Source organism: Streptomyces griseorubiginosus (assembly GCF_017614965.1).
Taxonomy (GTDB): domain Bacteria; phylum Actinomycetota; class Actinomycetes; order Streptomycetales; family Streptomycetaceae; genus Streptomyces; species Streptomyces griseorubiginosus_B.
On the sequence record NZ_WVUG01000141.1, the window covers coordinates 1 to 21,576 of the forward strand.

Sequence of the window (21,576 nt, forward strand, 5' to 3'; positions counted from 1 at the left end):
GTGGTGACGCGGCTGCTGTCGCACCCGCCGCACCCCCCGCTGCCGGTGCCGGTGGCGGTGGCGGTGGCGGGAAGAAGGGGAAGCGGCCCAAGCGGACCGGGTGGCGGCGGATCATTCCGACGTGGCGGATGGTGCTCGGCACCTTCGTCATCGGCGTGCTGCTGCTGGTCGGGCTGTTCTTCCTCGGGTACTCGCTCGTGCAGATCCCGAACGCCAACGCCCTCGCGATGAAGCAGGCCAACGTCTACCTCTACGCCGACGGCTCCCAGATCGCCCGCGACGGCGACATCAACCGGGAGAACGTGCCCCTCGCCCAGGTCTCCAAGGACGCCCAGCACGCCGTCCTGGCCGCCGAGGACCGCGACTTCTACACCGAGTCCGCCGTCGACCCCAAGGCGATGCTGCGCGCCGGCTGGAACACCGCGACCGGCAAGGGCAAGCAGTCCGGTTCGACGATCACCCAGCAGTACGTGAAGAACTACTACCTGGCCCAGGAGCAGACCGTCACCCGCAAGGTGAAGGAGTTCTTCATCGCCATCAAGCTGGACCGGGAGAAGTCCAAGGACCAGATCCTCGAGGGCTACCTCAACACCAGCTACTTCGGCCGCAACGCCTACGGCATCCAGGCCGCCGCCCAGGCCTACTACGGCATGGACTCCACCGACCTCGACCCGGCCCGCGCCGCCTACCTCGCCGCGCTCGTCAACGCGCCCAGCGAGTACGACGTCGTCGCGCACCCGGAGAACAAGGCGGCGGCCGTGGCCCGCTGGAACTACGTCCTGGACGGCATGGTCAAGATGGGCTGGCTGACCGAGGCGAAGCGGGCGACCCTGCAGTTCCCGATGCCGAAGGAGCAGACCCTCTCCACCGGCATGTCCGGCCAGCGCGGCTACATCGTCAAGGCCGTGGAGAGCTACCTCGCCAAGAACAAGATCGTCAGCTCGGACGAGCTCGCGGCCGGCGGCTACCGCATCACCACCACGCTCGACAAGAACAAGCAGAACGCCTTCGTCAAGGCCGTCGACAACCAGGTGATCGACCACCTCGACAAGAAGAACCGCAAGGTCGACAACTACGTCCGCGCCGGCGGCGCCTCCGTCGACCCGAAGACCGGCAAGGTCGTCGCGATGTACGGCGGCATCGACTACGTCAAGCAGTACACGAACGGCGCGACCCGCGGCGACTTCCAGGTCGGCTCCAGCTTCAAGCCGATCGTGTTCGCCTCGGCCGTCCAGAACCACTCCGAGACCCAGGACGGCCAGGTCATCACCCCCAACACCTACTACGACGGCACGAACAAGCGCCCCGTACAGGGCTGGGCCGGCGGAAGCTACGCGCCCGCGAACGAGGACGACGTCTCCTACGGCAACATCACCGTGCGCACCGCCACCGACAAGTCCGTCAACGCGGTGTACGCGCAGATGGCCGTGGATGTCGGCCCGTCGAAGGTGAAGCAGACCGCCATCGACCTGGGCATCCCCGCCGACACACCCGACCTGACCGCGACCCCGTCCATCGCCCTCGGCGTGAACACCGCCAGCGTCCTCGACATGGCGGAGGCCTACGCGACGCTCGCCAACCACGGCGAGCGGCACACGTACACGATCATCGCGTCGATCACCAGGAACGGCGAGAAGGTGGAACTGCCGAAGGACAGGACCACCCAGGCCGTCAGCCGGGAGGCCGCCGACACGACGACCTCGATCCTGCAGAGCGTGGTCGAGAACGGCACCGCGACCGCCGCGCAGGGCGCCGGCCGCCCCGCCGCGGGCAAGACCGGTACCGCGGAGGACGACAAGGCCGCCTGGTTCGCCGGCTACACCCCCGACCTGGCGACGGTCGTCTCCGTGATGGGCCAGGACCCGGTGACCGCCCAGCACAAGTCGCTGTACGGCGCGATGGGGCTGCAGCGCGTCAACGGCGGTGGCCCGCCTGCGCAGATCTGGGCGCAGTACACCAAGGCGGCGCTGAAGGGGCGGTCGGTGAGCGACTTCGACCTGCAGCTGATGCCGGGCGCCGACGAGACCCAGGCCCCGCCCCAGTCGGCGGCCCCCGGCACCGGCGGCCAGGACAACGGCGGTACGACCACCACGGGCGGCCAGACCGACCAGGGCCCGACCCAGGGGCAGACCAACGGCGGTACGCCGACGACCGGCGGGACGCCCACGACGGGCGGCCCGACGACCACCGGCGGCACCACCGGCGACACGACCAACGGCGGCACCACGGGCGGCACGACCAACGGCGGCACGACCACGGGCACGACCAACGGCGGTACGACGACCGGCACCACGGGAGGCGACACCGGCGGCACGGACGGGGGCACGGACGGCGGCACGAACGGGGCGGACAACGGAGGCACGACCACCGGCACGGCGGCGGGCCCCCAGTCCACCAGCCGCAGACAGTGACACACCGCGGGCAGTGAACGTCGAAGGGGCCGGTGACGGTGGTCACCGGCCCCTTCGACGTTCTCGGAACCGTTGCTGCGGAGATGTCAGGGCTTCAGAGATAGAGGCCCGTCGTGTCCTCCGAGCCCTCGAAGCGGTCCGCGGCCACGGCGTGCAGGTCGCGCTCGCGCATCAGCACGTACGCCACGCCCCGTACCTCGACCTCGGCGCGGTCCTCGGGGTCGTACAGCACACGGTCGCCCGGCTCCACCGTCCGCACGTTCTGGCCGACGGCGACGACCTCTGCCCACGCCAGCCGCCGCCCCACCGCCGCGGTGGCGGGGATCAGGATGCCCCCGCCGGACCGCCGCTCGCCCTCACCGGTCTCCTGCTTGACCAGCACCCGGTCGTGCAGCATCCGGATGGGCAGCTTGTCGTGGGTGCTCTGCTCGTTTCTGTTGGCGCTCACGTCCCGAACCTACAGCTCTCCGTCAGCTCTTGCGCCGTCGGGTGCCGAGAGCGAGCAGCCCCACCAGGCCCACGGCGACCAGGGCGACCGGCACGATCCGCTCCAGCCGGGGCGCGCCCTCCTCGTCCACGAACCGGGCCCTGACGTCGGTGACGGCCTTGTTGACGCCGACGTACGCCCGGCCCAGCGTGTGATCGATATTGGACACGACCTTGGCCTTGGCGTCACCGACGATGGTCTTCGGGTGCACACGCACCCCGATCTCGTCCAGGGTCTCGGCCAGCACTACGCGGCGGGCTTTGATGTCCGCCTCGATCTGCGCCGGGGTTCTGGTGTCCGACGTGTCCGCCACCGTGGGGCCTCCGAAGTCAGCCGATGCCTTGTTGTCGCTTGTTCTGGACAGTCTGTCAGCTCCGCGTGCCGCCGCACTGTCAGGACCCCCGGTTACGCTGTTCCGATGAGCGAGCGACTCCAGCCCGGGGACGTGGCCCCCGACTTCACCCTCCCCGACGCCGACGGCAACGACGTCTCCCTGTCGGCCCACAAGGGCCGCAAGGTCATCGTCTACTTCTACCCGGCGGCCCTCACGCCCGGCTGCACCAAGCAGGCCTGCGACTTCACGGACAACCTCGACGTCCTGGCCGGCGCCGGCTACGACGTCATCGGCATCTCCCCGGACGCCCCGGAGAAGCTGGCGAAGTTCCGCGAGAAGGAGTCCCTGAAGGTCACCCTGGCCGCCGACCCGGACAAGAAGGTCACCGAGTCCTACGGCGCGTACGGCGAGAAGAAGAACTACGGCAAGACGTACATGGGCGTCATCCGCTCCACGATCATCGTCGACGAAGAGGGCAAGGTCGAACGAGCCCTCTACAACGTCCGAGCCACCGGCCACGTAGCCAAGATCATCAAGGACCTGGGGATCTGAGGCTCCTTCCCGCCGGGTCAGCGGCTCGCACCGGAGCACCCCGGCGCGAGCCGCTTCACGTTCCGGGCGTGACGGTCCGATGAGCTGTTCGTTACTCCGTACGAGCCACGAACGCGTGGCCGGGACGGAGGGGTGTGATGGGGGCCAGTGCGTACACCAGGGAGTGGAGCGGATGCGGAAGCTGGGGGTGGATACGTCGCACTTCGAGCGGGAGGGGGTCAAGTGGACGCGCCAGATCCTGGAGGTGGCAGTCTCGGCGTCGACAAACATGTGTGACGTCCTGCGGCATCTCGGGCTGGAGGTCGTCGGCGGGCACCACACACACATCAGTCGCCGGATCAAGGCATACGGGATCGACACCTCGCACTTTCAGGTGCCGACCCGACGCGGCAAAGCGTGGCGCCCCCGCACACCCGAGGGGCTACTCGTCGAGCAGCCCCTCGGCCAGGCTCGGCGCATCCCTAGCGATCGGCTCAAGACGGCGATGACAGCACTGGGGATGCAAGAACGGTGCGCCCAATGCGGGACGGAAGCGGTCTGGCGAGGGCATCCGCTCCCGCTGGAGGTCGATCACATAGACGGCAACTGGCGCGACAACCGCATCGAGAACCTGCGATTCCTGTGCCCCAACTGCCACTCAACAACGGACAGTTACCGGGGGCGCGGCAAAGCGAGGACTTCATGAGCAGCGGCGTGCAGTACACCCGGGAACGGCTGGCAGAAGCCGCCGCCCAGTGTTCGGACATCGATGAGGTCATCGCCTTCTTCGGCACCCGGCCATACGGCCAACTGCGCCGTCACCTTTTCCATCGCTTCGACCACTTCGGAATCGACGTCTCGCACATGCCCCGCCAGAGACGAGCAAGGGGAGTGCCCGCCCGACCAGCCGCCGACGAGCTGCGCCGTGCGGTCGCAGGAGCAACCTCCATCGCCGATACGCTTCGCGCTCTGGGGATGGAGCCCTACAACGGCAGGTTGCGCGCTCAGCTCCGATGCTGGGTGAACGAGGACGGTCTCGACACCGCCCACTTCCTTGGACAGGCCCATCAACGCGGCGGGCCGGGCACCACACCGCTCAGGCGCGCCGAGGACATCCTTGTCCAGCATGACGGCCAGCGCAGGACCAGGACTCATCTGCTCCGCCGGGCACTGCTGGAGGTGGGCGTACCCGAGCAGTGCGCCGAGTGCGGAACAGGTCCCGAGTGGCTCGGCCGGCCCATGACCCTGGAGGTCGACCACATCAATGGCGACTGGAGCGACGACCGACGGGAGAACCTGCGGTTGCTCTGCCCCAACTGCCACGCGATCACCAGCACCTGGTGCAGGGGAGGCAGACAGCGAGCAGCGCCCAGCTCCCAGTAGAGTAGGCAGGGCTGCGGGCCCGTATCCCAGCTGGCAAGAGGATGCCGGTTTAGATCCGGTATGTCGTGGGTTCGAGTCCCACCGGGCCCACCCTGCGAAGGGCGCCGCACCACAGGTGAGGCGCCCTTCGGCCTCAGCCCAACAGCTCCCGCACCACCGGCACAAGCGCCCGAAACGCCTTCCCCCGGTGGCTGATCGCGTTTTTCTCCTCCGCGGTCAGCTCCGCGCACGTTCGGGACTCCCCCTCCGGCTGGAGGATCGGGTCGTAGCCGAAGCCGTTCGTGCCGGTGGGGGCGTGGCGCAGCGAACCCCGCAGGCGGCCCTCGACCACCCGTTCCGTGCCGTCCGGGAGAGCGAGGGCTGCCGCGCAGGCGAAGTGGGCGGCGCGGTGGGTGTCGTCGATGTCGGAGAGCTGGGCCAGGAGGAGGTCCAGGTTGGCCTTGTCGTCGCCGTGCCGGCCGGACCAGCGGGCCGAGAAGATGCCGGGGGCGCCGCCCAGGACGTCGACGCAGAGGCCGGAGTCGTCGGCGACGGCGGGCAGGCCGGTGGCGCGGGCGAGGGCGTGGGCCTTGAGGAGGGCGTTCTCGGCGAAGGTCACGCCGGTTTCCTTGACGTCGGGGACGTCGGGGTAGGCGTCCGCGCCGACCAGTTCGTGGGGCAGGCCTGCGTCGGCGAGGATCGCCCTGAGTTCGGTGATCTTTCCGGCGTTGCGGGTGGCGAGGATCAAGCGCGTCATGCCGTTCAGTATCCCGGTCCCCGGCCGGCGCCCGTCACGACGTACAGACCTTGGTGAGTTCGCCTGCCGCGTCGGTCACGGGGGTGACGTCGGGTGTGTTGTCGCCGTTCTTCACGGCCGTACGGACGTTGTCCACGGCCTTGCCGAGGTCGTCGACCGCCTTGTTGACGTCGACGTTGTCGGTCCTGTCGCCGATCTTGTCGAGGTTCTTGTCGATGGAGGCGAGGGACTGGTCGAGCTGGGTGGGGTCGCTGCCCGCGTTCTCGACGGCCTGCTGGAGTGCGGTGACGCTGTCGGCGATGGTGTCGGCGGTCTGGACGCAGTCGATGGCCTTGTCGACGGCGTCGCATCCGGTGGCGAGGCCCGTCGTCAGGCCGAGGGCGGCCAGGGCGGCGAGGGTGATGACGGTACGGCGACTGCGGCGGCCTCGGCTCGCGGCCATGACGGTGTGTCCTCCCTGTCCAGGCCCCGGTGAGGCCCCCGTGGTCGGGCGCACGGTGGTGTGCCGTGCGCCCGCACTTGTAGGGACGCCGGAGCGGGCGGCGCTGGTTGCCCCGGCCGTCCGCCTTTCTTGGTGCGCCCTTTACTTTTCGAGGGCGGTATCAAGCGCCTTGTGCTGGAGGACGGCGAGTTCCGCGCAGCCGGTGACGGCCAGGTCGAGGAGGGTGTCGAGTTCCTCGCGGGCGAAGGGCTCGGCCTCGGCGGTGCCCTGGACCTCGACGAAGCGGCCGTCGCCGGTGCAGACGACGTTCATGTCGGTGTCGGCCCGTACGTCCTCCTCGTAGCGGAGGTCGAGGAGCGGGACGCCGCCGACGATGCCGACGGAGACCGCGGAGACGGTTCCGGTGAGGGGCTGGCGGCCGGGCTTGATCAGTTTCTTGCCCTGTGCCCAGGCGACGGCGTCGGCGAGGGCGACGTAGGCGCCGGTGATAGCGGCGGTGCGGGTGCCGCCGTCGGCCTGGAGGACGTCGCAGTCGAGGACGACGGTGTTCTCGCCGAGTGCCTTGTAGTCGATGACGGCGCGCAGGGAGCGGCCGATGAGGCGGGAGATCTCGTGGGTACGGCCGCCGATCTTGCCGCGGACGGACTCGCGGTCGCCGCGGGTGTTGGTGGCGCGGGGCAGCATGGAGTACTCGGCGGTGACCCAGCCCTCGCCGCTGCCCTTGCGCCAGCGCGGGACGCCTTCGGTGAAGGAGGCGGTGCACAGCACCTTGGTGTCGCCGAAGGAGACGAGGACGGAGCCCTCGGCGTGCTTGCTCCAGCCGCGTTCGATGGTGATCGGGCGGAGTTGTTCGGGGGTGCGGCCGTCGATTCGAGACATGCCGCTGAGCCTATCCGCCCATACGGAAGGGGCTCCTCCCGCGTCGGGAGGAACCCCTGGCTCCTGTGGAGGTCCCGGCCCGCCTGGGCGGGGGTCACATCATGTCTTCGATCTCCGCCGCGATGGGGTCGGCGTCGGTGCCGATGACGACCTGGATCGCGGTGCCCATCTTGACGACGCCGTGGGCGCCGGCGGCCTTCAGGGCGGCCTCGTCGACCAGCGAGGCGTCGTTGACCTCGGTGCGCAGGCGGGTGATGCAGCCCTCGACCTCTTCGATGTTGTCGATGCCGCCGAGTCCGGCGACGATCTTCTCAGCCTTGCTGGCCATGTCGGTCTCCTCACGCACAGTTGGCCCAACTTCGCGAGACTGGTCTACACCACTTGCGGGGCGGCCGCCAACTGATGAGTGCCGAGACGGCGATTTCCCCTGCCCGGAGGACCGGGAGGACGCCATGAAGCCATCGCGGAAAGTAGCCCGACCGTCACTGGAATCGCGGGTTCCTTATGCCATCTTCATCTGCTACAACAGGTCTACACCACTGAGTGGTGTAGACCACCACCCGATGGAGGAAGTCTATGAGCACCGCCACCGCGCCCCCGGCGGCCCCCGCCAAGAAGCGGGGATCAGGCCTGTTCCAGGGCCTGCAGAAGGTTGGTCGCAGCCTGCAGCTCCCGATCGCCGTGTTGCCGGCGGCGGGCATCCTGCTGCGTCTGGGCCAGCAGGACATCCATGACAAGCTGCACCTGCCCGACAAGGTCACGGCGGTGTTCGCCACGGCGGGTGGCGCGATCTTCGACAACCTGCCGATGCTGTTCTGTATCGGTGTCGCGATCGGCTTCGCGAAGAAGTCGGACGGCTCGACGGCCCTCGCGGCGCTCGTCGGCTTCCTGGTCTACAGCAACGTCCTCAAGGCGTTCCCGGTCACCGCGGCGAAGATCCAGGCGGGCGCGGACATTCCCGCGACCTACAACAACCCCGGTGTGCTCGGCGGCATCATCATGGGTCTGCTGTCCGCGGTGCTGTGGCAGCGCTACCACCGCAAGAAGCTGGTGGACTGGCTCGGCTTCTTCAACGGCCGCCGGCTGGTGCCGATCATCATGGCGTTCGTCGGCACCGCCATGGGCGTCTTCTTCGGTCTGGTCTGGAAGCCCATCGGCGAGGGCATCTCGCACGTCGGCGAGTGGATCACCGGTCTCGGGGCCTTCGGCGCCGGCCTGTTCGGTCTGATCAACCGTGGCCTGATCCCGATCGGCATGCACCAGTTCGTCAACTCGGTGGCTTGGTTCCAGATCGGCGACTTCAAGGACGCCACCGGCACCGTCGTGCACGGCGACCTCACCCGGTTCTTCGCGGGTGACCCGACCGCCGGTCAGTTCATGTCGGGCTTCTTCCCGATCATGATGTTCGGTCTGCCGGCCGCCGCCATCGCGATCGCCCACTCGGCCCGTCCCGAGCGCCGCAAGGCCGTGATGGGCATGATGATCTCGCTCGCGCTCACCTCCTTCGTGACCGGTGTGACCGAGCCGATCGAGTTCTCGTTCATGTTCATCGCCCCGGTGCTGTACGGCATCCACGCGGTGCTCACCGCCCTGTCCATGGCGGTCACCTGGGCGCTCGGCGTGCACGCCGGCTTCACCTTCTCGGCCGGCGCGATCGACTACGGCCTCAACTGGAGCCTGGCCACCAAGCCCTGGCTGATCATCCCCATCGGTCTGGTCTTCGGCGCGATCTACTACTTCGTCTTCCGCTTCGCCATCACCAAGTGGAACCTCCCCACCCCGGGCCGCGAGCCCGAGGAGGAGGTCGAGGAGCTCACCACAGCGTGAGAACCGGCACCACTCGCGCGAAGGCCCCGGCACCGAGGAGGTGCCGGGGCCTTGGTCGTGCCGTGGGAGTCGTGCCGTGGGAGTCGTGCCGTCGGGGTCAGATCTCGTATGACAGCCTCGGGGCCGCCAGGTCGACCGGGCCGTCGAAGACGGCGCGGGCGTCGGTCACGTTGACCTGCGGGTCGGTCCACGGGGGGATGTGGGTGAGGACCAGGCGGCGGGCGCCCGCGCGGGCCGCCGTCTCACCCGCCTCGCGGCCGTTGAGGTGCAGGTCGGGGATGTTCTCCTTGCCGTGCGTGAAGGCGGCCTCGCACAGGAACAGGTCGGCGTCGCGGGCGAGTTCGTCCAGGGCGGGGCTGACGCCCGTGTCGCCTGAGTACGTCAGGACGCGACCGCCGTGCTCGACGCGGATGCCGTACGCCTCCACGGGATGGGCCACTCGTTCCGTGTGCACCGTGAACGGGCCGATCTCGAACGTGGACGGCTTGACCGTGTGGAAGTCGAAGACCTCGCTCATGGAGGAGGCGGTGGGAGTGTCCGCGTAGGCGGTGGTCAGGCGGTGTTCGGTGCCCTCGGGGCCGTAGACCGGGATCGGGTCGCAGCGGCCGCCGTCGTGGCGGTAGTAGCGCGCGACGAAGTACGCGCACATGTCGATGCAGTGGTCGGCGTGCAGATGGCTGAGGAAGATCGCGTCGAGGTCGTAGAGACCGCAGTGGCGCTGCAGCTCGCCGAGGGCACCGTTGCCCATGTCGAGAAGCAGCCGGAAGCCGTCGGCCTCGACGAGGTAGCTCGAGCAGGCCGATTCCGCGGACGGGAACGACCCCGAGCAGCCGACGACGGTGAGCTTCATGAAACAGAAACCTCCGCTGGCGGGACTTTTCCGGAAGGAGACGGGGGTCGTGCGGTCCGTCGAGCGTAAGGCGCAAAACAGCTCGTCGCTCCTCCACCAGGGGCTGTTGTGGGCGAACTCACCTGTGGTGTCACCGGTTCGGCTGGAAGCGGGGCGGGTGAGGCGCGAGAGAGGGCGCGCGACGCGACGCGCGCCCCGGTAACGTCTTCGTATGGACACGTCATGGTGGCTGGCGCTCGCCGCGGTCGTACTGCTCGCGCTGGTCGCCACGCTCGTCGACGGATGGGGGCGGGGGCGGCGGCCCTCGGGACGGCGGTCCCGGCCGCCGGGACGGCCGGGCGGGCGGAAGGACGCACGGCCGCGGCCGGCGGAGATCTGGTGGGCGAACGTACCGTTCGAGGACGGGCCGGGCCGCAAGGACCGGCCCTGTCTGGTGCTGGTGGTGCACGGGGAGCGGGTGACCGTCGCGAAGATCACCAGCAAGTACCGCGACGAGCGGGCCGGGGTGATCCCGCTGCCGCCGGGTGCCGTCGACGATTCCCGCGGGCGGGCCAGCTTCCTGGAGACCGCCGAGTTGCGTGAGGTGCCGGTGTGGGAGTTCCGGCGCAGGGTGGGGATGGTGGACCCGGTCCTGTGGGACCAGGTCCGTCACCTGGCGACCTGAGGCGGCCGGCCTGGCCCTAAGCCCAGAGCTGGCCGTGCAGCGTCTCGATCGCTTCCTCCGTCGTCGCCGCCGTGTAGACGCCGGTCGAGAGGTACTTCCAGCCGCCGTCCGCCACGACGAACGCGATGTCGGCGGACTCGCCGGCCTTGAGGGCCTTCCTGCCGACGCCGATCGCCGCGTGCAGCGCCGCGCCCGTGGAGACGCCCGCGAAGATGCCCTCCTGCTGGAGGAGTTCACGGGTACGGGTGACGGCGTCGGCGGAGCCGACCGAGAAGCGGGTGGTCAGCACGGAGGCGTCGTACAGCTCGGGTACGAAGCCCTCGTCGAGGTTGCGCAGGCCGTACACCAGGTCGTCGTAGCGCGGCTCGGCGGCGACGATCTGCACGTCCGGCTTGTTCTCGCGCAGGTAGCGGCCGACGCCCATCAGGGTGCCCGTGGTGCCGAGGCCGGCCACGAAGTGCGTGATGGAGGGGAGGTCGGCGAGGATCTCGGGGCCCGTGGTGGCGTAGTGGGCGCCGGCGTTGTCCGGGTTGCCGTACTGGTACAGCATCACCCAGTCGGGATGCTCGGCGGAGAGTTCCTTGGCGACGCGCACGGCGGTGTTGGAGCCGCCCGCGGCCGGGGAGGAGATGATCTCGGCGCCCCACATGCCGAGCAGGTCCCGGCGCTCCTGGGAGGTGTTCTCGGGCATCACGCACACCATGCGGTAGCCCTTGAGCTTGGCGGCCATGGCGAGGGAGATGCCGGTGTTGCCGCTGGTCGGCTCGAGGATCGTGCAGCCCGGGGTGAGGCGGCCGTCCTTCTCCGCCTGCTCGATCATGTGCAGGGCGGGACGGTCCTTGACCGAGCCGGTCGGGTTGCGGTCCTCCAGCTTGGCCCAGATGCGGACGTCGGCGGACGGCGACAGCCGCGGCAGGCACACCAGGGGGGTGTTGCCGACCGCGGCCAGCGGGGAGTCGTACCGCATCCGGATCAGGCCATGCCGCCGGCCACGGCCGGCAGGATCGTGACGTTGTCGCCGTCGGCGACCTTGGTGTTGATGCCGTCGAGGAAGCGGACGTCCTCGTCGTTGAGGTAGACGTTGACGAAGCGGCGCAGTTCACCGCCGTCCACGATGCGGGCCTGGATGCCCGTGTGGCGGGTCTCGAGGTCGGCGAAGAGTTCGGCGAGGGTGTCCCCGGTGCCCTCCACCGCCTTCTGGCCGTCGGTGTAGGTGCGGAGGATGGTGGGGATGCGGACCTCGATGGCCATGGTTGCGGGCTCCTGTCGGAAGGTGTCGGATCGGTGGGCGCGCGGCGGCGCGAAGTGCGGGTGGTGCTCCGGGTGCCGCGGCTCACGGCCGTACGGCGGCAGGGCAGCGTCAACAGATGGCGCTGTTGAGCCTGCACAGGTCGACGTGCAGCCGCGCCACGAGCAGCACGCTCGGCGCCTGGATGCTCACGTCGTTCAGAACCATGGGCTCATCGTATCGATTCCCGGTCGCCGGGCCGGAGTGTGATCCCGCATGGTGGATGAATTCTGTCCGAACTGCGAGATCAGTACGTCTCCACGACCGTGACCTCCTCCTCGGTGACCTCGCCTTCCACGATGCGGTACGAGCGGAACTGGAAGTCGCCGAGGCCGTCGGTGTCCGCGGTGGAGACCAGGACGTAGTGGGCGCCGGGTTCGTTGGCGTAGGAGATGTCGGTGCGGGAGGGGTAGGCCTCGGTGGCGGTGTGGGAGTGGTAGATCACCACCGGCTCCTCGTCGCGGTCGTCCATCTCGCGGTAGAGCTTCAGCAGATCGCCGGAGTCGAACTCGTAGAACGTGGGCGACATGGCCGCGTTCAGCATCGGGATGAAGCGCTCGGGGCGGTCCGAGCCGGCCGGGCCCGCGACGACGCCGCACGCCTCGTCGGGGTGGTCCTTGCGCGCGTGCGCGACGATCTGGTCGACGAGGGCCTGGGTGATGGTCAGCATGCTCGCCAGGATAAGCAGGAGGGCCGCTCCGTACCGAGGGACGGTACGGAGCGGCCCACATGCCGGACAGCCACATGCCGGACAGTCAGCCGACTTTCTCCAGCTCCGGCTCGCTGCGCCGGGTGACCTCGGGGTTGCGGGTCCGCAGCACGGCCCAGCCGGCGCCCAGGGCCGCGGCCCAGCCCGCCATCACGTACAGGCAGACGCGGGAGTCGGCGTCGTAGGCGATCAGGCCCGTGACGAAGAGCAGGAACACGATGGCGATCCAGCTGCACACAGCGCCGCCCGGCGCCGGGAAGGAGGACGCGGGCAGGCGGCCGGCGACGACCGCGCGCCGGTAGAGGACGTGGCTGATCAGGATCATCAGCCAGGTCCAGATGCCGGCCGCGGTGGCCACCGAGGTGACGTAGCCGAACGCCTTCTCCGGGACCACGTAGTTGAGGACCACGCCGATGCCCATGAAGAGGACCGAGACGGTGATGCCGAGCGCCGGCGTCCTGGTGGCGGACAGCTTCTGGAAGCCCCTCGGGGCCTCGCCGTTGTCGGCCAGGGTGCGCAGCATGCGGCCGGTGGAGTACATGCCGGAGTTGCAGGACGACAGGGCCGCGGTGAGGACGACGAAGTTGACGATGCCGGCGCCGGCCGGGATGCCGATCTTCGCGAACGCCGCGACGAACGGGGAGACGCCCGGTGCGAACTCCGTCCATTTCACGACGCAGAGGATGACGGTGAGCGCGCCGACGTAGAAGAGGGCGATGCGCCAGGGGAGGGTGTTGATCGCCTTGGGGAGGGTCTTCTCGGGGTTCTCGGACTCGCCGGCCGTGACGCCGACCAGCTCGACCGCGAGGTAGGCGAACATGACGCCCTGCAGGGTCATCAGGGAGGAGCCGATGCCCTTGGGGAAGAAGCCGTCGAACTGCCAGAGGTTGGCGACCGCGGCGGTGTCGCCGGCGGAGCTGAAGCCGAAGGTGAGGACACCGAGGCCGATCACGATCATGCCGATCAGCGCGGTGACCTTGACCATCGAGAACCAGAACTCGAGCTCTCCGAAGAGCTTCACGGAGATCAGGTTGACCCCGAAGAGGATCACCAGGAAGACCAGGGCGGTCACCCACTGGGGGATGGCCGGGAACCAGTAGTTGACGTAGATCGCGGCGGCCGTCAGCTCGGCCATGCCGGTGACGACCCACATCAGCCAGTACGTCCAGCCGGTGAAGTAGCCGAAGAACGGGCCGAGGAACTCGCGGGAGTACTCCGCGAAGGAGCCCGAGACCGGGCGGTACAGGAGCAGTTCGCCGAGCGCGCGCATGATGAAGAAGACGATGGCGCCGGCGAGGGCGTACATCAGGATGAGGCTGGGGCCGGCCTTGGCGATGTTCGCCCCGGCTCCCAGGAAGAGGCCGACGCCGATGGCGCCGCCGATCGCGATCATCTGGACCTGGCGGCTGCCGAGTCCGCGCTCGTACCCCTCTTCGGAGGCCTGCTCCGAGGTGTCGACCTGAGCGGAGGTCATGTGTGGTGCGCCTTTCTCCATGTCCCGGCCCGGGCCTCTCGTCGGCCGCGGACCGGATCTCGATCCCCCCGGATTGCGATGGAGCCTGTGCCTGGCCGGCGGTCGCCGGCTCGGTGGCGCACCCGGCGCACATGGGTGGTGTTCGCCGGGCGGTCGTGAAGATTTATCACGGCCGCAACGTTGATCATCGGGAGCGGAAGTGGCGCACGCCACAGGGAGAAGCGGACAAAGAACGCGCGACGCGGGCATTCGTGACGGTCACGGTGACGTGATCGTTATCCGGATTTGAGCGTCCTCTGAGCGAACACGGAACCGTCACATATGGGTGCGAGTCAGGGCAGGAGTGTGTTCACGAGCGTCTCCTGGAGCCCGCCCAGCCACAGATAGGCCATCACCATGGGCTTACGGGGGTTCTCGTCCGGGAGCCGGTAGAGGACGTCGGTGTCGTCCTCGTCGGTGATCTCCAGCCGGGAGCCGATCGCCAGGCGCAGGTCGTTGAGGGAGCCCAGCCACTGCCGGGACTGCTCGGGAGACAGCTTGAGCACCGCGCCGCCGTCGGTGCCCGGGGTGAGCGCGTCCAGGGTGCGGATCACCGCGAGCGCGTTGTCGCGCTTGCCGGCCCGCAGGTCGTTCTCCGTGTAGCGGCGGAACTCGGCGGAGTACGCCTGGGCCTCCTGCGCCTCCTGGGGGCCCGGGGCGCCCTCGGGGTCGCTGTAGGCGTCCGGGAAGAGCCGCTTGAGCACCGGGTCCTTGGGCGGCTCGCTCGGGCCCTCGGCGAACAGCTCGGCGAGCGGGTCGTCGGGCGCGTCCTCGCCGGGCCCGGGGCCGATGAGTTCCAGCAGCTGGACGGCGAGCGACCGGATGATGGAGATCTCGACGTCGTCGAGCGCGACGGCCGCACCGCCGCCGGGGAGCGGTTCGAAGTGTCCTGGCATGGAGGGCAGTCGCTACTTCCGGTCCTGCGGGCGGATGGGGGTCATTTCCGGTCCTGCTGGAGGGTGGCCCACAGGCCGTAGCCGTGCATGGCCTGCACGTCGCGTTCCATCTCCTCGCGGGTACCGCTGGAGACGACCGCCCGGCCCTTGTGGTGGACATCGAGCATGAGCTTGGTGGCCTTGTCCTTGGTGTACCCGAAATACGTCTGGAAGACGTACGTCACGTAGCTCATGAGGTTGACCGGGTCGTTGTGGACGATCGTGACCCAGGGGACGTCCGGCTCGGGTACGGCGAAGACCTCCTCCGCCGACTCGGTGCGTTCGATCTCTACGGGAGCGGGTGACGTCACATGGCCCATGCTGCCACGGGCCACACAAATCGTCACACTGACGCGAAGGGGTGTAGCATCTTCGTCATGCTGCATACACCGGGGGACGACCCCCGGGCCCCCGGCCGACCTGGGGGCGCCCTGCGAATCGTGGCTAGGAGAGCTTTCGTGGATGTAGCGGACCTTGGGCTGCCGGTGGACGTTCCCTCGACGGCGCTCTTCACGGACCAGTACGAGCTGACGATGCTGCAGGCCGCGCTGAAGGCCGGTACCGCCGAGCGGCGCAGTGTCTTCGAGGTCTTCACCCGGCGGCTGCCGGACGGGCGCCGCTACGGCGTCGTCGCGGGCACCGGGCGGGTCCTGGACGCGGTGGAGAACTTCCGCTTCGACGCGGGCGTCCTCGGCTTCCTGCGCGAGCGGAACATCGTCGACGAGCCGACCCTTCAGTGGCTCGCCGGATACCGCTTCGGCGGCGACATCTGGGGCTATCCCGAGGGGGAGGTGTACTTCCCCGGGTCGCCGATCATGCGCGTCGAGGGGTCCTTCGCCGAGTGCGTGCTGCTGGAGACGGTGATCCTCTCCATCCTCAACCACGACTCCGCGATCGCGGCGGCCGCCTCCCGCATGTCCTCCGCCGCGGGCGACCGCCCGCTGATCGAGATGGGCGCCCGCCGCACCCACGAGCTGGCCGCCGTCGCCGCCTCCCGGGCCGCCTACGTCGGCGGCTTCGCCTCCACCTCCGACCTCGCGGCCGGCTTCCGCTACAACATCCCCACCGTCGGCACCTCCGCGCACGCCTTCACCCTGCTCCACGACCACGAGCGGGACGCCTTCCGCGCCCAGGTCGACTCGCTGGGCCGGGGCACCACCCTGCTCGTGGACACCTACGACGTCACCGAGGCCGTGCGGCTGGCCGTCGAGGTCGCCGGGCCGGAGCTGGGCGCCGTGCGCATCGACTCCGGGGACCTGCTGCTGGTCGCACACCGGGTGCGGCAGCAGCTGGACGAGCTGGGCGCGAGGGGCACGAAGATCATCGTCACCTCGGACCTCGACGAGTACGCCATCGCCTCCCTGGCGGCGGCGCCCGTGGACGCGTACGGCGTCGGTACGCAGCTGGTGACCGGGTCCGGGCATCCGACGGCCTCCATGGTCTACAAGCTGGTCGCCCGCGCCGAGTCCGACGACCCGAAGGCGCCGCTGGTGCCGGTCGCGAAGAAGTCCAGCGGCGGCAAGACGTCCGTCGGGGGGCGCAAGTGGGCCGCGCGGCGCCTCGACGCGGACGGGGTGGCGGAGGCGGAGGTCGTCGGCACGGGCGCGGTCCCGGCCGAGCTGGCCGAGCGGCAGCTGATCGTGGAGCTGGTCAAGGGCGGTGACGTGGTCGCCCGCGAGCCGCTGGACGCCGCACGCGACCGGCACGTGGCGGCGCTCGCCAACCTGCCGCTGTCGGCCACCCAGTTGTCGCGCGGAGAGGCCGTCCTTCCCACGGAGTACGCGCAGGGGCGCTCGGGTAGCTAAATGCGGTGCGCCCTCCCGCAGTGCCGTCCGAGTCTCTAGGCTCGTAACCCACACAAGTCGAAGGACACCCACCATGCGCCGCGCCTTGATCGTCGTAGACGTGCAGAACGACTTCTGCGAGGGGGGCAGCCTCGCCGTGGCCGGGGGTGCCGAGGTGGCCGCCGCCGTCACCGAGCTGATCGGACAGGCGGGCGGCTCCGGATACCAGCACGTGGTGGCCACCCGGGACCACCACATCGCGCCCGGCGGACACTTCGCCGACAACCCCGACTTCGTGCACTCCTGGCCCGCGCACTGCGTCGCCGGCACGGAGGGCGTCGGCTTCCACCCGAACTTCGCCCCCGCCGTCGCCTCCGGCGCGATCGACGCCGTCTTCGACAAGGGGGCGTACTCGGCGGCCTACAGCGGGTTCGAGGGCACCGACGAGAACGGGACGAAGCTCGGCGACTGGCTGCGCTCGCGCGGCGTCGCCGAGGTGGACGTGGTCGGCATCGCCACCGACCACTGCGTGCGCGCCACCGCGCTGGACGCCGCGCGGGAGGGGTTCCGTACGCAGGTGCTGCTGGACCTGACCGCCGGGGTCGCCGCGGAGAGCACGGAGCGGGCGGTCGAGGAACTGCGCGAGGCGGGCGTGGAGCTCACCGGGAAGCCGGTCGTGGCGTAGGGCCTGTTGCGGAGGTCCGCAGGCCACGGGACGGGCCCCGGGGAGTGGGCCGGGCGGGTCACGCCGAGGCCGCCGGGGTGCGCATCAGGGCCCTGATCGGGTGCCACAGCTCGGTCACGGTGACACCGTTGTCCGGGGCCGTTCGCCATATCAGCCCGTCGGGGTGGTGCAGGACGGCGGTGATCTCGTCCGGGGTCGGCGGGGCGGCGTTGCCCCGCAGGTAGACCGCGCGCATGCCGAGGTTGCGCAGCCTGGTCAGGGCGCGCGCCCGGTTGCGGGCGTGGACGAGGACACGGACGGAGCCCGTGCCGTGGGCGGTGGGTCTGGGCAGGTTCAGAGCCACCACCACGCTGCCGGTCGGCAGCTTGCAGAAACCTCCTGCGGCCATGCAGGTCACACCCCGTGCGTGTCGGCGTCGAATGGGACTGTCAATAAGAACAGCACAGGACGCACCTAAACACGATCGGCGGCGACCCGCCAGGGGGTCACCGCCGATACGCTTCTGACCTGCGGAAATACCGACTACTTCACCGCGGGGCCGACCTGGAGGGAGATCGTCGAGCCGTCCAGGGCCTCCCGGACGATCTTGATCTTGGTGTTGGTGTCAGTGATCTTGACACCGCCGGTCGGGTTCGACGGGTCGTAGTAGGTGCTCGTGTGGTCGTTGAAGACCGGCACCCCGGAGGACCACTTGATCTTGGTCGCCACGTCCGCGTTGTGCAGCGTGATGCCGTCCGTCGGGTACAGGCTGAACGGCGAGTCGTAGGACTGGACGCGGTTGCGCATCAGCGTGCCGTCGGACCACTTCAGCGCCGTCGGGTGGGAGTCGACCGGCAGGATCAGACCGGTGCCCGGGTGGACGCTGGTGTTGTCGTCCGCCTGGGAGGTGTCCCACTTCCAGATCAACAGGCCGTTCTGGTACGGGTAGTGCTCCACCCAGTCCGGACGGGTCGTCGAGAAGCCGAAGTTGTACGGGCCGACCTTGAGGGTCTTGTCGTACGACACGTACTGGCGGTTCTCCGCGATGTAGTACTGCTTGTAGTCCTTGGTGAAGGACGCGCCGACGCGGGAGAAGCCGCTCGCCGTCCAACCCGCCTCCGCCGCCTCGGCGTTGTCGGAGAAGACGGCCGTACCGTCGGCGGTGACGGTGATCTCGTCGGCCGCGAACCCCTTGAGCGCGACGCCGCCGTCGGTCTGGTAGCGGAAGCGCAGCTGGATCTTCTGGCCGGCGTAGGCGTCCAGCGGGTAGGCGAGCTTCTTGTAGGCGTCGACCGTGCCGGTGAGCGCCGGCTTGTCGCTGCCGTCGCGCGGGAGGGCCTGGCCGTCCACCGTGCCGTCCAGGGCGGTCCAGTTGGCGCCGCCGTCGGTGGACACCTCGGTGTAGAGGTAGTCGTAGCCGGACTCGATGTCGTACCAGCCGTCGAGCGTCAGGGCCGCCGACTTCTTGCCGGTGAGGTCCACGTCACGGGTCAGCGTGTTCTTGAGGTTGTCGCCGCTGCCGCTCCACCACTGGGTCGAGCCCTGGGCCGGGGTGACGATCTCGGTGGTGACCGCCTTGTCGGGCAGCGTGACCACCAGGGCCTGCTTGTTCTTGGTGTTGTACTCGGCGACGCCCAGCTTGTGCGCGGACCTGGTGCCCGCCTTGGCGACGTCGTAGTTCAGCCAGCCCAGTTGCAGCTTGTCCCAGGCGTTCATGTCGCCCGGCAGGTCGCCGATGGCCTGCTTGCCGGTGCCTAGCCAGGAACCGGAGGACATCAGGGTCCAGAAACCGGTGGAGTTGTCGCCGCCGTTGGTGTCGTACTCGTCCGGCAGACCGAGGTCGTGACCGTACTCGTGGGCGTAGACGCCGAGTCCGCCGTTCTCCGGCTGCATCGTGTAGTCGCCGACCCAGACGCCGGTGTCGCCGACCTGGGTGCCGCCCAGCTTGTTGTTCGCCGGGCCCGTCGCGCCGGCGTCGGTGCCGAAGGCGTACCAGCGGTGCGCCCAGATGGCGTCGGTGCCCTGGGCGCCGCCGCCCGCGGACTCGTCCTCGCCGGCGTGCACGATCTGGAAGTGGTCGACGTAACCGTCGGGCTCGTTGAAGTCGCCGTCGCCGTCGTAGTCGTAGCGGTCCCACTGGTCGTACTGGGCGAGGTCCGCCTTGATGTCGGCGTCGGACTCGCCGGCCGCCTTCTGGCCGGCGACCCAGGCGGTCAGGCCGTCGCGCACCAGGTTCCAGACGCTGGAGCAGGTGGTCGAGCCGCAGGCGTTGTTGCCGTAACGGGCCTCGTTGTAGGGGACCTTGACCCAGTCGGTGACCTCGCCGTCGACCGAGTAGCGCCCCGAGGACTGCTTCTCGTAGTACTTCTTCAGCGACTCGGTGTTCTTGCCGGTGCCGAAGTAGAGGTCCTGGAAGTGCTTCTGGTTGTAGTCCGCCTGCCAGGCCGTGGAGTTGTCCTTGGTGCGGTCCGGCTGGGCGATCCGGTTGTGCAGCGGGCCGGCCGTGCCGCCGTAGCGGGGGTCGGTCTGGTCCCCGAACTCCACCAGGATGGTGAAGATCCGGTCGGTCTTCTCCCGGCCGAGCTCGACGTACTTGCTGTCGCCCTTCCTGCTCTTGAGCTGGACGACCCGCGAACCGTCGCGGTCCTTGACCTGGCTCTTGCCGGATATGACCTGGTCGAGCGCCTCCCTGCGCTGGGCGTCCTGAGTCTTGGAGAGCGGACCGTCGAGGTCGTGCTCCTTCATGCTGCCGACCGCCGCCGGGTCATGGCGGTCCACGGTGGCGGACTTGGCGCTGTCGGCGGCCTGCGCCACTGCGAACGTCGAGAACGTGGCGGTGGCCGCGGCCAGCGCGACTCCCACCGCTGCCGTCCTGAACGTCCAGGCTCTATGCGTCACTTGAGTTCCTCGTGGTCAAGGTGGTAAGTGAAGTGACGTAATTCGACTAGAAGTTGTTAAGAAAAAACAGGCTTGACTTGTGCATATCAATTGCACTATGCGGGAGCCAAAGTCCGCTTACCGGACACCGTGGACACTGCGGCGATCCTCGAGCCCACACCTGCCTACTGGTCGAACGGGCGCGCGAGTTCGTCCACGTGGTGGACGGTATGACTCCGTGCGCCCCCCGTGCACCGGCCGTGTCGGTTAGGTCACGCTTACTGTTCGTTCCGCTCGGGCACACACGCGATTAGAGTCGATTGGCGGCACGCCCCAGAACCGGCGGAAAGCCAGGCCGACACCCCCGTGGACCCCCACTTCCGAGGACACGATTGCCATGCCTCGTCCGACTGCCGCACAGCTCGCCTACGGATCCTGCACCGTGATCTTCTCGACGCTCGCCATGCTGCTGCTGTCACAGACGAGTTCGGGCGTGGGGATCGCCGTCATCGCCGCGGCCGCGCTCGCGCTCGGGCTGCTGGTCGCCATGACGGTGCCGCTGCCCAGGTCCCGGGTCGTCGCCGCGCACCGGCCGGCGGCCGAACAGGCCGAAGAGCCCGTGCCGGTGGCGGCGACGGGCTCCTCGACGTCGGTGTGACGTACGGCGGTGTGACGTACGGCGGTGTGATGTACGGCGGTTCGGCGCACGGCGGTCGGCCTACGGCCGCTGTGGTGCCTCAACCAGCCGCCTCCGGGCCTCAGTTGGTGCTGACCACCACCGTCTTCGCCGCCTTGTCGTGCAGGCCCTGCTTGTAGGGCCGGTCGAAGTAGCTCCAGCCGCCCGAGATCGCGGTCCAGATGCACGCGCAGCAGAACGCGAAGGGGATCCACAGCACGGCGGCGCGGGCCAGGTTGCTCTGGACGGACGGGGTGGCGCCGTTGTCGAGGTTCGCCACCCGCATGTTGAGCCACTTCTTGCCGAGCGTCTGGCCCGACTTGCTGATCATGACGGTGTCGTAGCCGATGTAGAGGACGGCCGCGACCAGGGACTGCGCGAAGGACTTGCTGTACTCGACCTTGTCCCCGGTCACCGTGTACGCGTGGATCGGCCAGGTGACCAGCCAGACGACGATGCCGACGAGGATCAGGTCGATGATCCGCGCGAGCGTGCGTTTTCCGCTGTCGGCGAGCGGGGGCATGCCGGCGAGGGGGTCGCCGCCGTGGGGGGCGCCACCGCTGTAGGGCGGCTGGCCGTACGGGGG

At 69.1% G+C, this 21,576-nt stretch carries 25 protein-coding genes, 1 tRNA gene and 1 pseudogene; 10 read left to right on the forward strand and 17 right to left on the reverse strand.

Annotated features, from left to right (window positions below; all coding sequences use genetic code 11):
• Positions 1–2,411: transglycosylase domain-containing protein (locus GRC12_RS24640; protein WP_439959904.1), on the forward strand; the 2,411-nt coding region annotated here is incomplete at its 5' end.
• Positions 2,412–2,505: 94 nt separating this feature from the next.
• On the opposite strand, the gene GRC12_RS24645 is transcribed toward GRC12_RS24640, so the two are convergent.
• Both GRC12_RS24645 and GRC12_RS24650 read right to left on the reverse strand, forming a co-directional pair.
• Positions 2,506–2,808: a GroES family chaperonin gene (locus GRC12_RS24645; RefSeq protein ID WP_244373722.1), complete on the reverse strand. Its 303-nt coding sequence runs from the start codon at positions 2,806–2,808 to the stop codon at positions 2,506–2,508.
• A gap of 73 nt (positions 2,809–2,881) precedes the next feature.
• Positions 2,882–3,211, reverse strand: a complete 330-nt coding sequence (locus GRC12_RS24650; RefSeq protein WP_133046336.1) for a DUF3618 domain-containing protein — start codon at positions 3,209–3,211, stop codon at positions 2,882–2,884.
• Between the two features lie 105 nt (positions 3,212–3,316).
• On the opposite strand from GRC12_RS24650, the gene bcp reads away from it, so the two are divergent.
• The 4 genes and pseudogenes from bcp (at position 3,317) to GRC12_RS24670 (ending at position 5,236) form a co-directional block, all read left to right on the forward strand.
• Complete coding sequence (gene bcp, locus GRC12_RS24655; protein ID WP_133046335.1) at positions 3,317–3,784, forward strand: thioredoxin-dependent thiol peroxidase; 468 nt, start codon at positions 3,317–3,319, stop codon at positions 3,782–3,784.
• 169 nt (positions 3,785–3,953) lie between these two features.
• A pseudogene (locus tag GRC12_RS24660) lies at positions 3,954–4,469 on the forward strand (HNH endonuclease signature motif containing protein); the annotation flags it as partial.
• Positions 4,466–5,146: an HNH endonuclease gene (locus GRC12_RS24665; RefSeq protein WP_208781545.1), complete on the forward strand. Its 681-nt coding sequence runs from the start codon at positions 4,466–4,468 to the stop codon at positions 5,144–5,146. The pseudogene GRC12_RS24660 and the gene GRC12_RS24665, both read left to right, overlap by 4 nt.
• A gap of 15 nt (positions 5,147–5,161) precedes the next feature.
• Positions 5,162–5,236, forward strand: a tRNA-Leu gene (locus GRC12_RS24670).
• A gap of 43 nt (positions 5,237–5,279) precedes the next feature.
• Here the strand turns inward: GRC12_RS24670 and rdgB are convergent.
• From rdgB to GRC12_RS24690, 4 genes are all read right to left on the reverse strand, one after another.
• Positions 5,280–5,882, reverse strand: coding sequence for an RdgB/HAM1 family non-canonical purine NTP pyrophosphatase (gene rdgB, locus GRC12_RS24675; protein ID WP_208781546.1), 603 nt, complete (start codon positions 5,880–5,882; stop codon positions 5,280–5,282).
• Between the two features lie 34 nt (positions 5,883–5,916).
• Positions 5,917–6,324, reverse strand: a complete 408-nt coding sequence (locus GRC12_RS24680) for a hypothetical protein (protein ID WP_208781547.1) — start codon at positions 6,322–6,324, stop codon at positions 5,917–5,919.
• A gap of 141 nt (positions 6,325–6,465) precedes the next feature.
• On the reverse strand, positions 6,466–7,203 hold the full coding sequence (rph, locus tag GRC12_RS24685) for a ribonuclease PH (protein ID WP_208781548.1): 738 nt from the start codon (positions 7,201–7,203) through the stop codon (positions 6,466–6,468).
• A gap of 94 nt (positions 7,204–7,297) precedes the next feature.
• A complete protein-coding gene (locus GRC12_RS24690) occupies positions 7,298–7,531 on the reverse strand; it encodes a glucose PTS transporter subunit EIIB (RefSeq protein ID WP_109498534.1) in 234 nt (77 codons plus the stop codon).
• 248 nt (positions 7,532–7,779) lie between these two features.
• Between GRC12_RS24690 and GRC12_RS24695 the strand changes: the two genes are divergently transcribed.
• Entirely contained in the window at positions 7,780–9,030 is a 1,251-nt protein-coding gene (locus GRC12_RS24695; RefSeq protein WP_133046331.1) for a PTS transporter subunit EIIC, read from the forward strand.
• A gap of 97 nt (positions 9,031–9,127) precedes the next feature.
• Here GRC12_RS24695 and GRC12_RS24700 read toward each other — a convergent pair whose 3' ends face one another.
• Positions 9,128–9,880, reverse strand: a complete 753-nt coding sequence (locus GRC12_RS24700) for an MBL fold metallo-hydrolase (protein WP_208781549.1) — start codon at positions 9,878–9,880, stop codon at positions 9,128–9,130.
• A gap of 211 nt (positions 9,881–10,091) precedes the next feature.
• Between GRC12_RS24700 and GRC12_RS24705 the strand changes: the two genes are divergently transcribed.
• Positions 10,092–10,544: a type II toxin-antitoxin system PemK/MazF family toxin gene (locus GRC12_RS24705; RefSeq protein ID WP_208781550.1), complete on the forward strand. Its 453-nt coding sequence runs from the start codon at positions 10,092–10,094 to the stop codon at positions 10,542–10,544.
• 16 nt (positions 10,545–10,560) lie between these two features.
• Here the strand turns inward: GRC12_RS24705 and GRC12_RS24710 are convergent, their stop codons facing one another.
• From GRC12_RS24710 to clpS, 7 genes are all read right to left on the reverse strand, one after another.
• Complete coding sequence (locus GRC12_RS24710) at positions 10,561–11,511, reverse strand: PLP-dependent cysteine synthase family protein (RefSeq protein WP_208781551.1); 951 nt, start codon at positions 11,509–11,511, stop codon at positions 10,561–10,563.
• 5 nt (positions 11,512–11,516) lie between these two features.
• Positions 11,517–11,795, reverse strand: coding sequence for a MoaD/ThiS family protein (locus tag GRC12_RS24715; protein WP_133046327.1), 279 nt, complete (start codon positions 11,793–11,795; stop codon positions 11,517–11,519).
• A gap of 109 nt (positions 11,796–11,904) precedes the next feature.
• Positions 11,905–12,000 carry a putative leader peptide gene (locus GRC12_RS46975; RefSeq protein ID WP_358593903.1) on the reverse strand — a complete coding sequence of 32 codons (96 nt, stop codon included), beginning with the start codon at positions 11,998–12,000 and terminating at the stop codon, positions 11,905–11,907.
• A 79-nt stretch (positions 12,001–12,079) separates the two neighbouring features.
• Positions 12,080–12,502: a Mov34/MPN/PAD-1 family protein gene (locus GRC12_RS24720; RefSeq protein ID WP_208781552.1), complete on the reverse strand. Its 423-nt coding sequence runs from the start codon at positions 12,500–12,502 to the stop codon at positions 12,080–12,082.
• A gap of 85 nt (positions 12,503–12,587) precedes the next feature.
• Complete coding sequence (locus tag GRC12_RS24725) at positions 12,588–14,015, reverse strand: amino acid permease (RefSeq protein ID WP_208781553.1); 1,428 nt, start codon at positions 14,013–14,015, stop codon at positions 12,588–12,590.
• A gap of 332 nt (positions 14,016–14,347) precedes the next feature.
• Positions 14,348–14,950: a DUF2017 domain-containing protein gene (locus tag GRC12_RS24730; protein WP_208781554.1), complete on the reverse strand. Its 603-nt coding sequence runs from the start codon at positions 14,948–14,950 to the stop codon at positions 14,348–14,350.
• Positions 14,951–14,991: 41 nt separating this feature from the next.
• Entirely contained in the window at positions 14,992–15,309 is a 318-nt protein-coding gene (gene clpS / locus GRC12_RS24735) for an ATP-dependent Clp protease adapter ClpS (RefSeq protein ID WP_133046323.1), read from the reverse strand.
• A 138-nt stretch (positions 15,310–15,447) separates the two neighbouring features.
• On the opposite strand from clpS, the gene GRC12_RS24740 reads away from it, so the two are divergent.
• Both GRC12_RS24740 and GRC12_RS24745 read left to right on the forward strand, forming a co-directional pair.
• Complete coding sequence (locus tag GRC12_RS24740) at positions 15,448–16,794, forward strand: nicotinate phosphoribosyltransferase (protein ID WP_208781555.1); 1,347 nt, start codon at positions 15,448–15,450, stop codon at positions 16,792–16,794.
• 73 nt (positions 16,795–16,867) lie between these two features.
• Positions 16,868–17,458 (forward strand): isochorismatase family protein, encoded by a 591-nt coding sequence (locus GRC12_RS24745; protein WP_208781556.1) that lies wholly within the window; start codon positions 16,868–16,870, stop codon positions 17,456–17,458.
• A 58-nt stretch (positions 17,459–17,516) separates the two neighbouring features.
• Here the strand turns inward: GRC12_RS24745 and GRC12_RS24750 are convergent, their stop codons facing one another.
• Both GRC12_RS24750 and GRC12_RS24755 read right to left on the reverse strand, forming a co-directional pair.
• On the reverse strand, positions 17,517–17,846 hold the full coding sequence (locus tag GRC12_RS24750) for a hypothetical protein (protein ID WP_208781557.1): 330 nt from the start codon (positions 17,844–17,846) through the stop codon (positions 17,517–17,519).
• 134 nt (positions 17,847–17,980) lie between these two features.
• Complete coding sequence (locus GRC12_RS24755; RefSeq protein ID WP_208781558.1) at positions 17,981–20,335, reverse strand: immune inhibitor A domain-containing protein; 2,355 nt, start codon at positions 20,333–20,335, stop codon at positions 17,981–17,983.
• Positions 20,336–20,711: 376 nt separating this feature from the next.
• Here GRC12_RS24755 and GRC12_RS24760 point away from each other — a divergent pair, with 376 nt between their 5' ends.
• Positions 20,712–20,972 carry a hypothetical protein gene (locus GRC12_RS24760; protein WP_208781559.1) on the forward strand — a complete coding sequence of 87 codons (261 nt, stop codon included), beginning with the start codon at positions 20,712–20,714 and terminating at the stop codon, positions 20,970–20,972.
• A 100-nt stretch (positions 20,973–21,072) separates the two neighbouring features.
• Here the strand turns inward: GRC12_RS24760 and GRC12_RS24765 are convergent.
• The coding region (locus tag GRC12_RS24765) for an RDD family protein (protein WP_208781560.1) at positions 21,073–21,576 on the reverse strand (504 nt) is incomplete at its 5' end.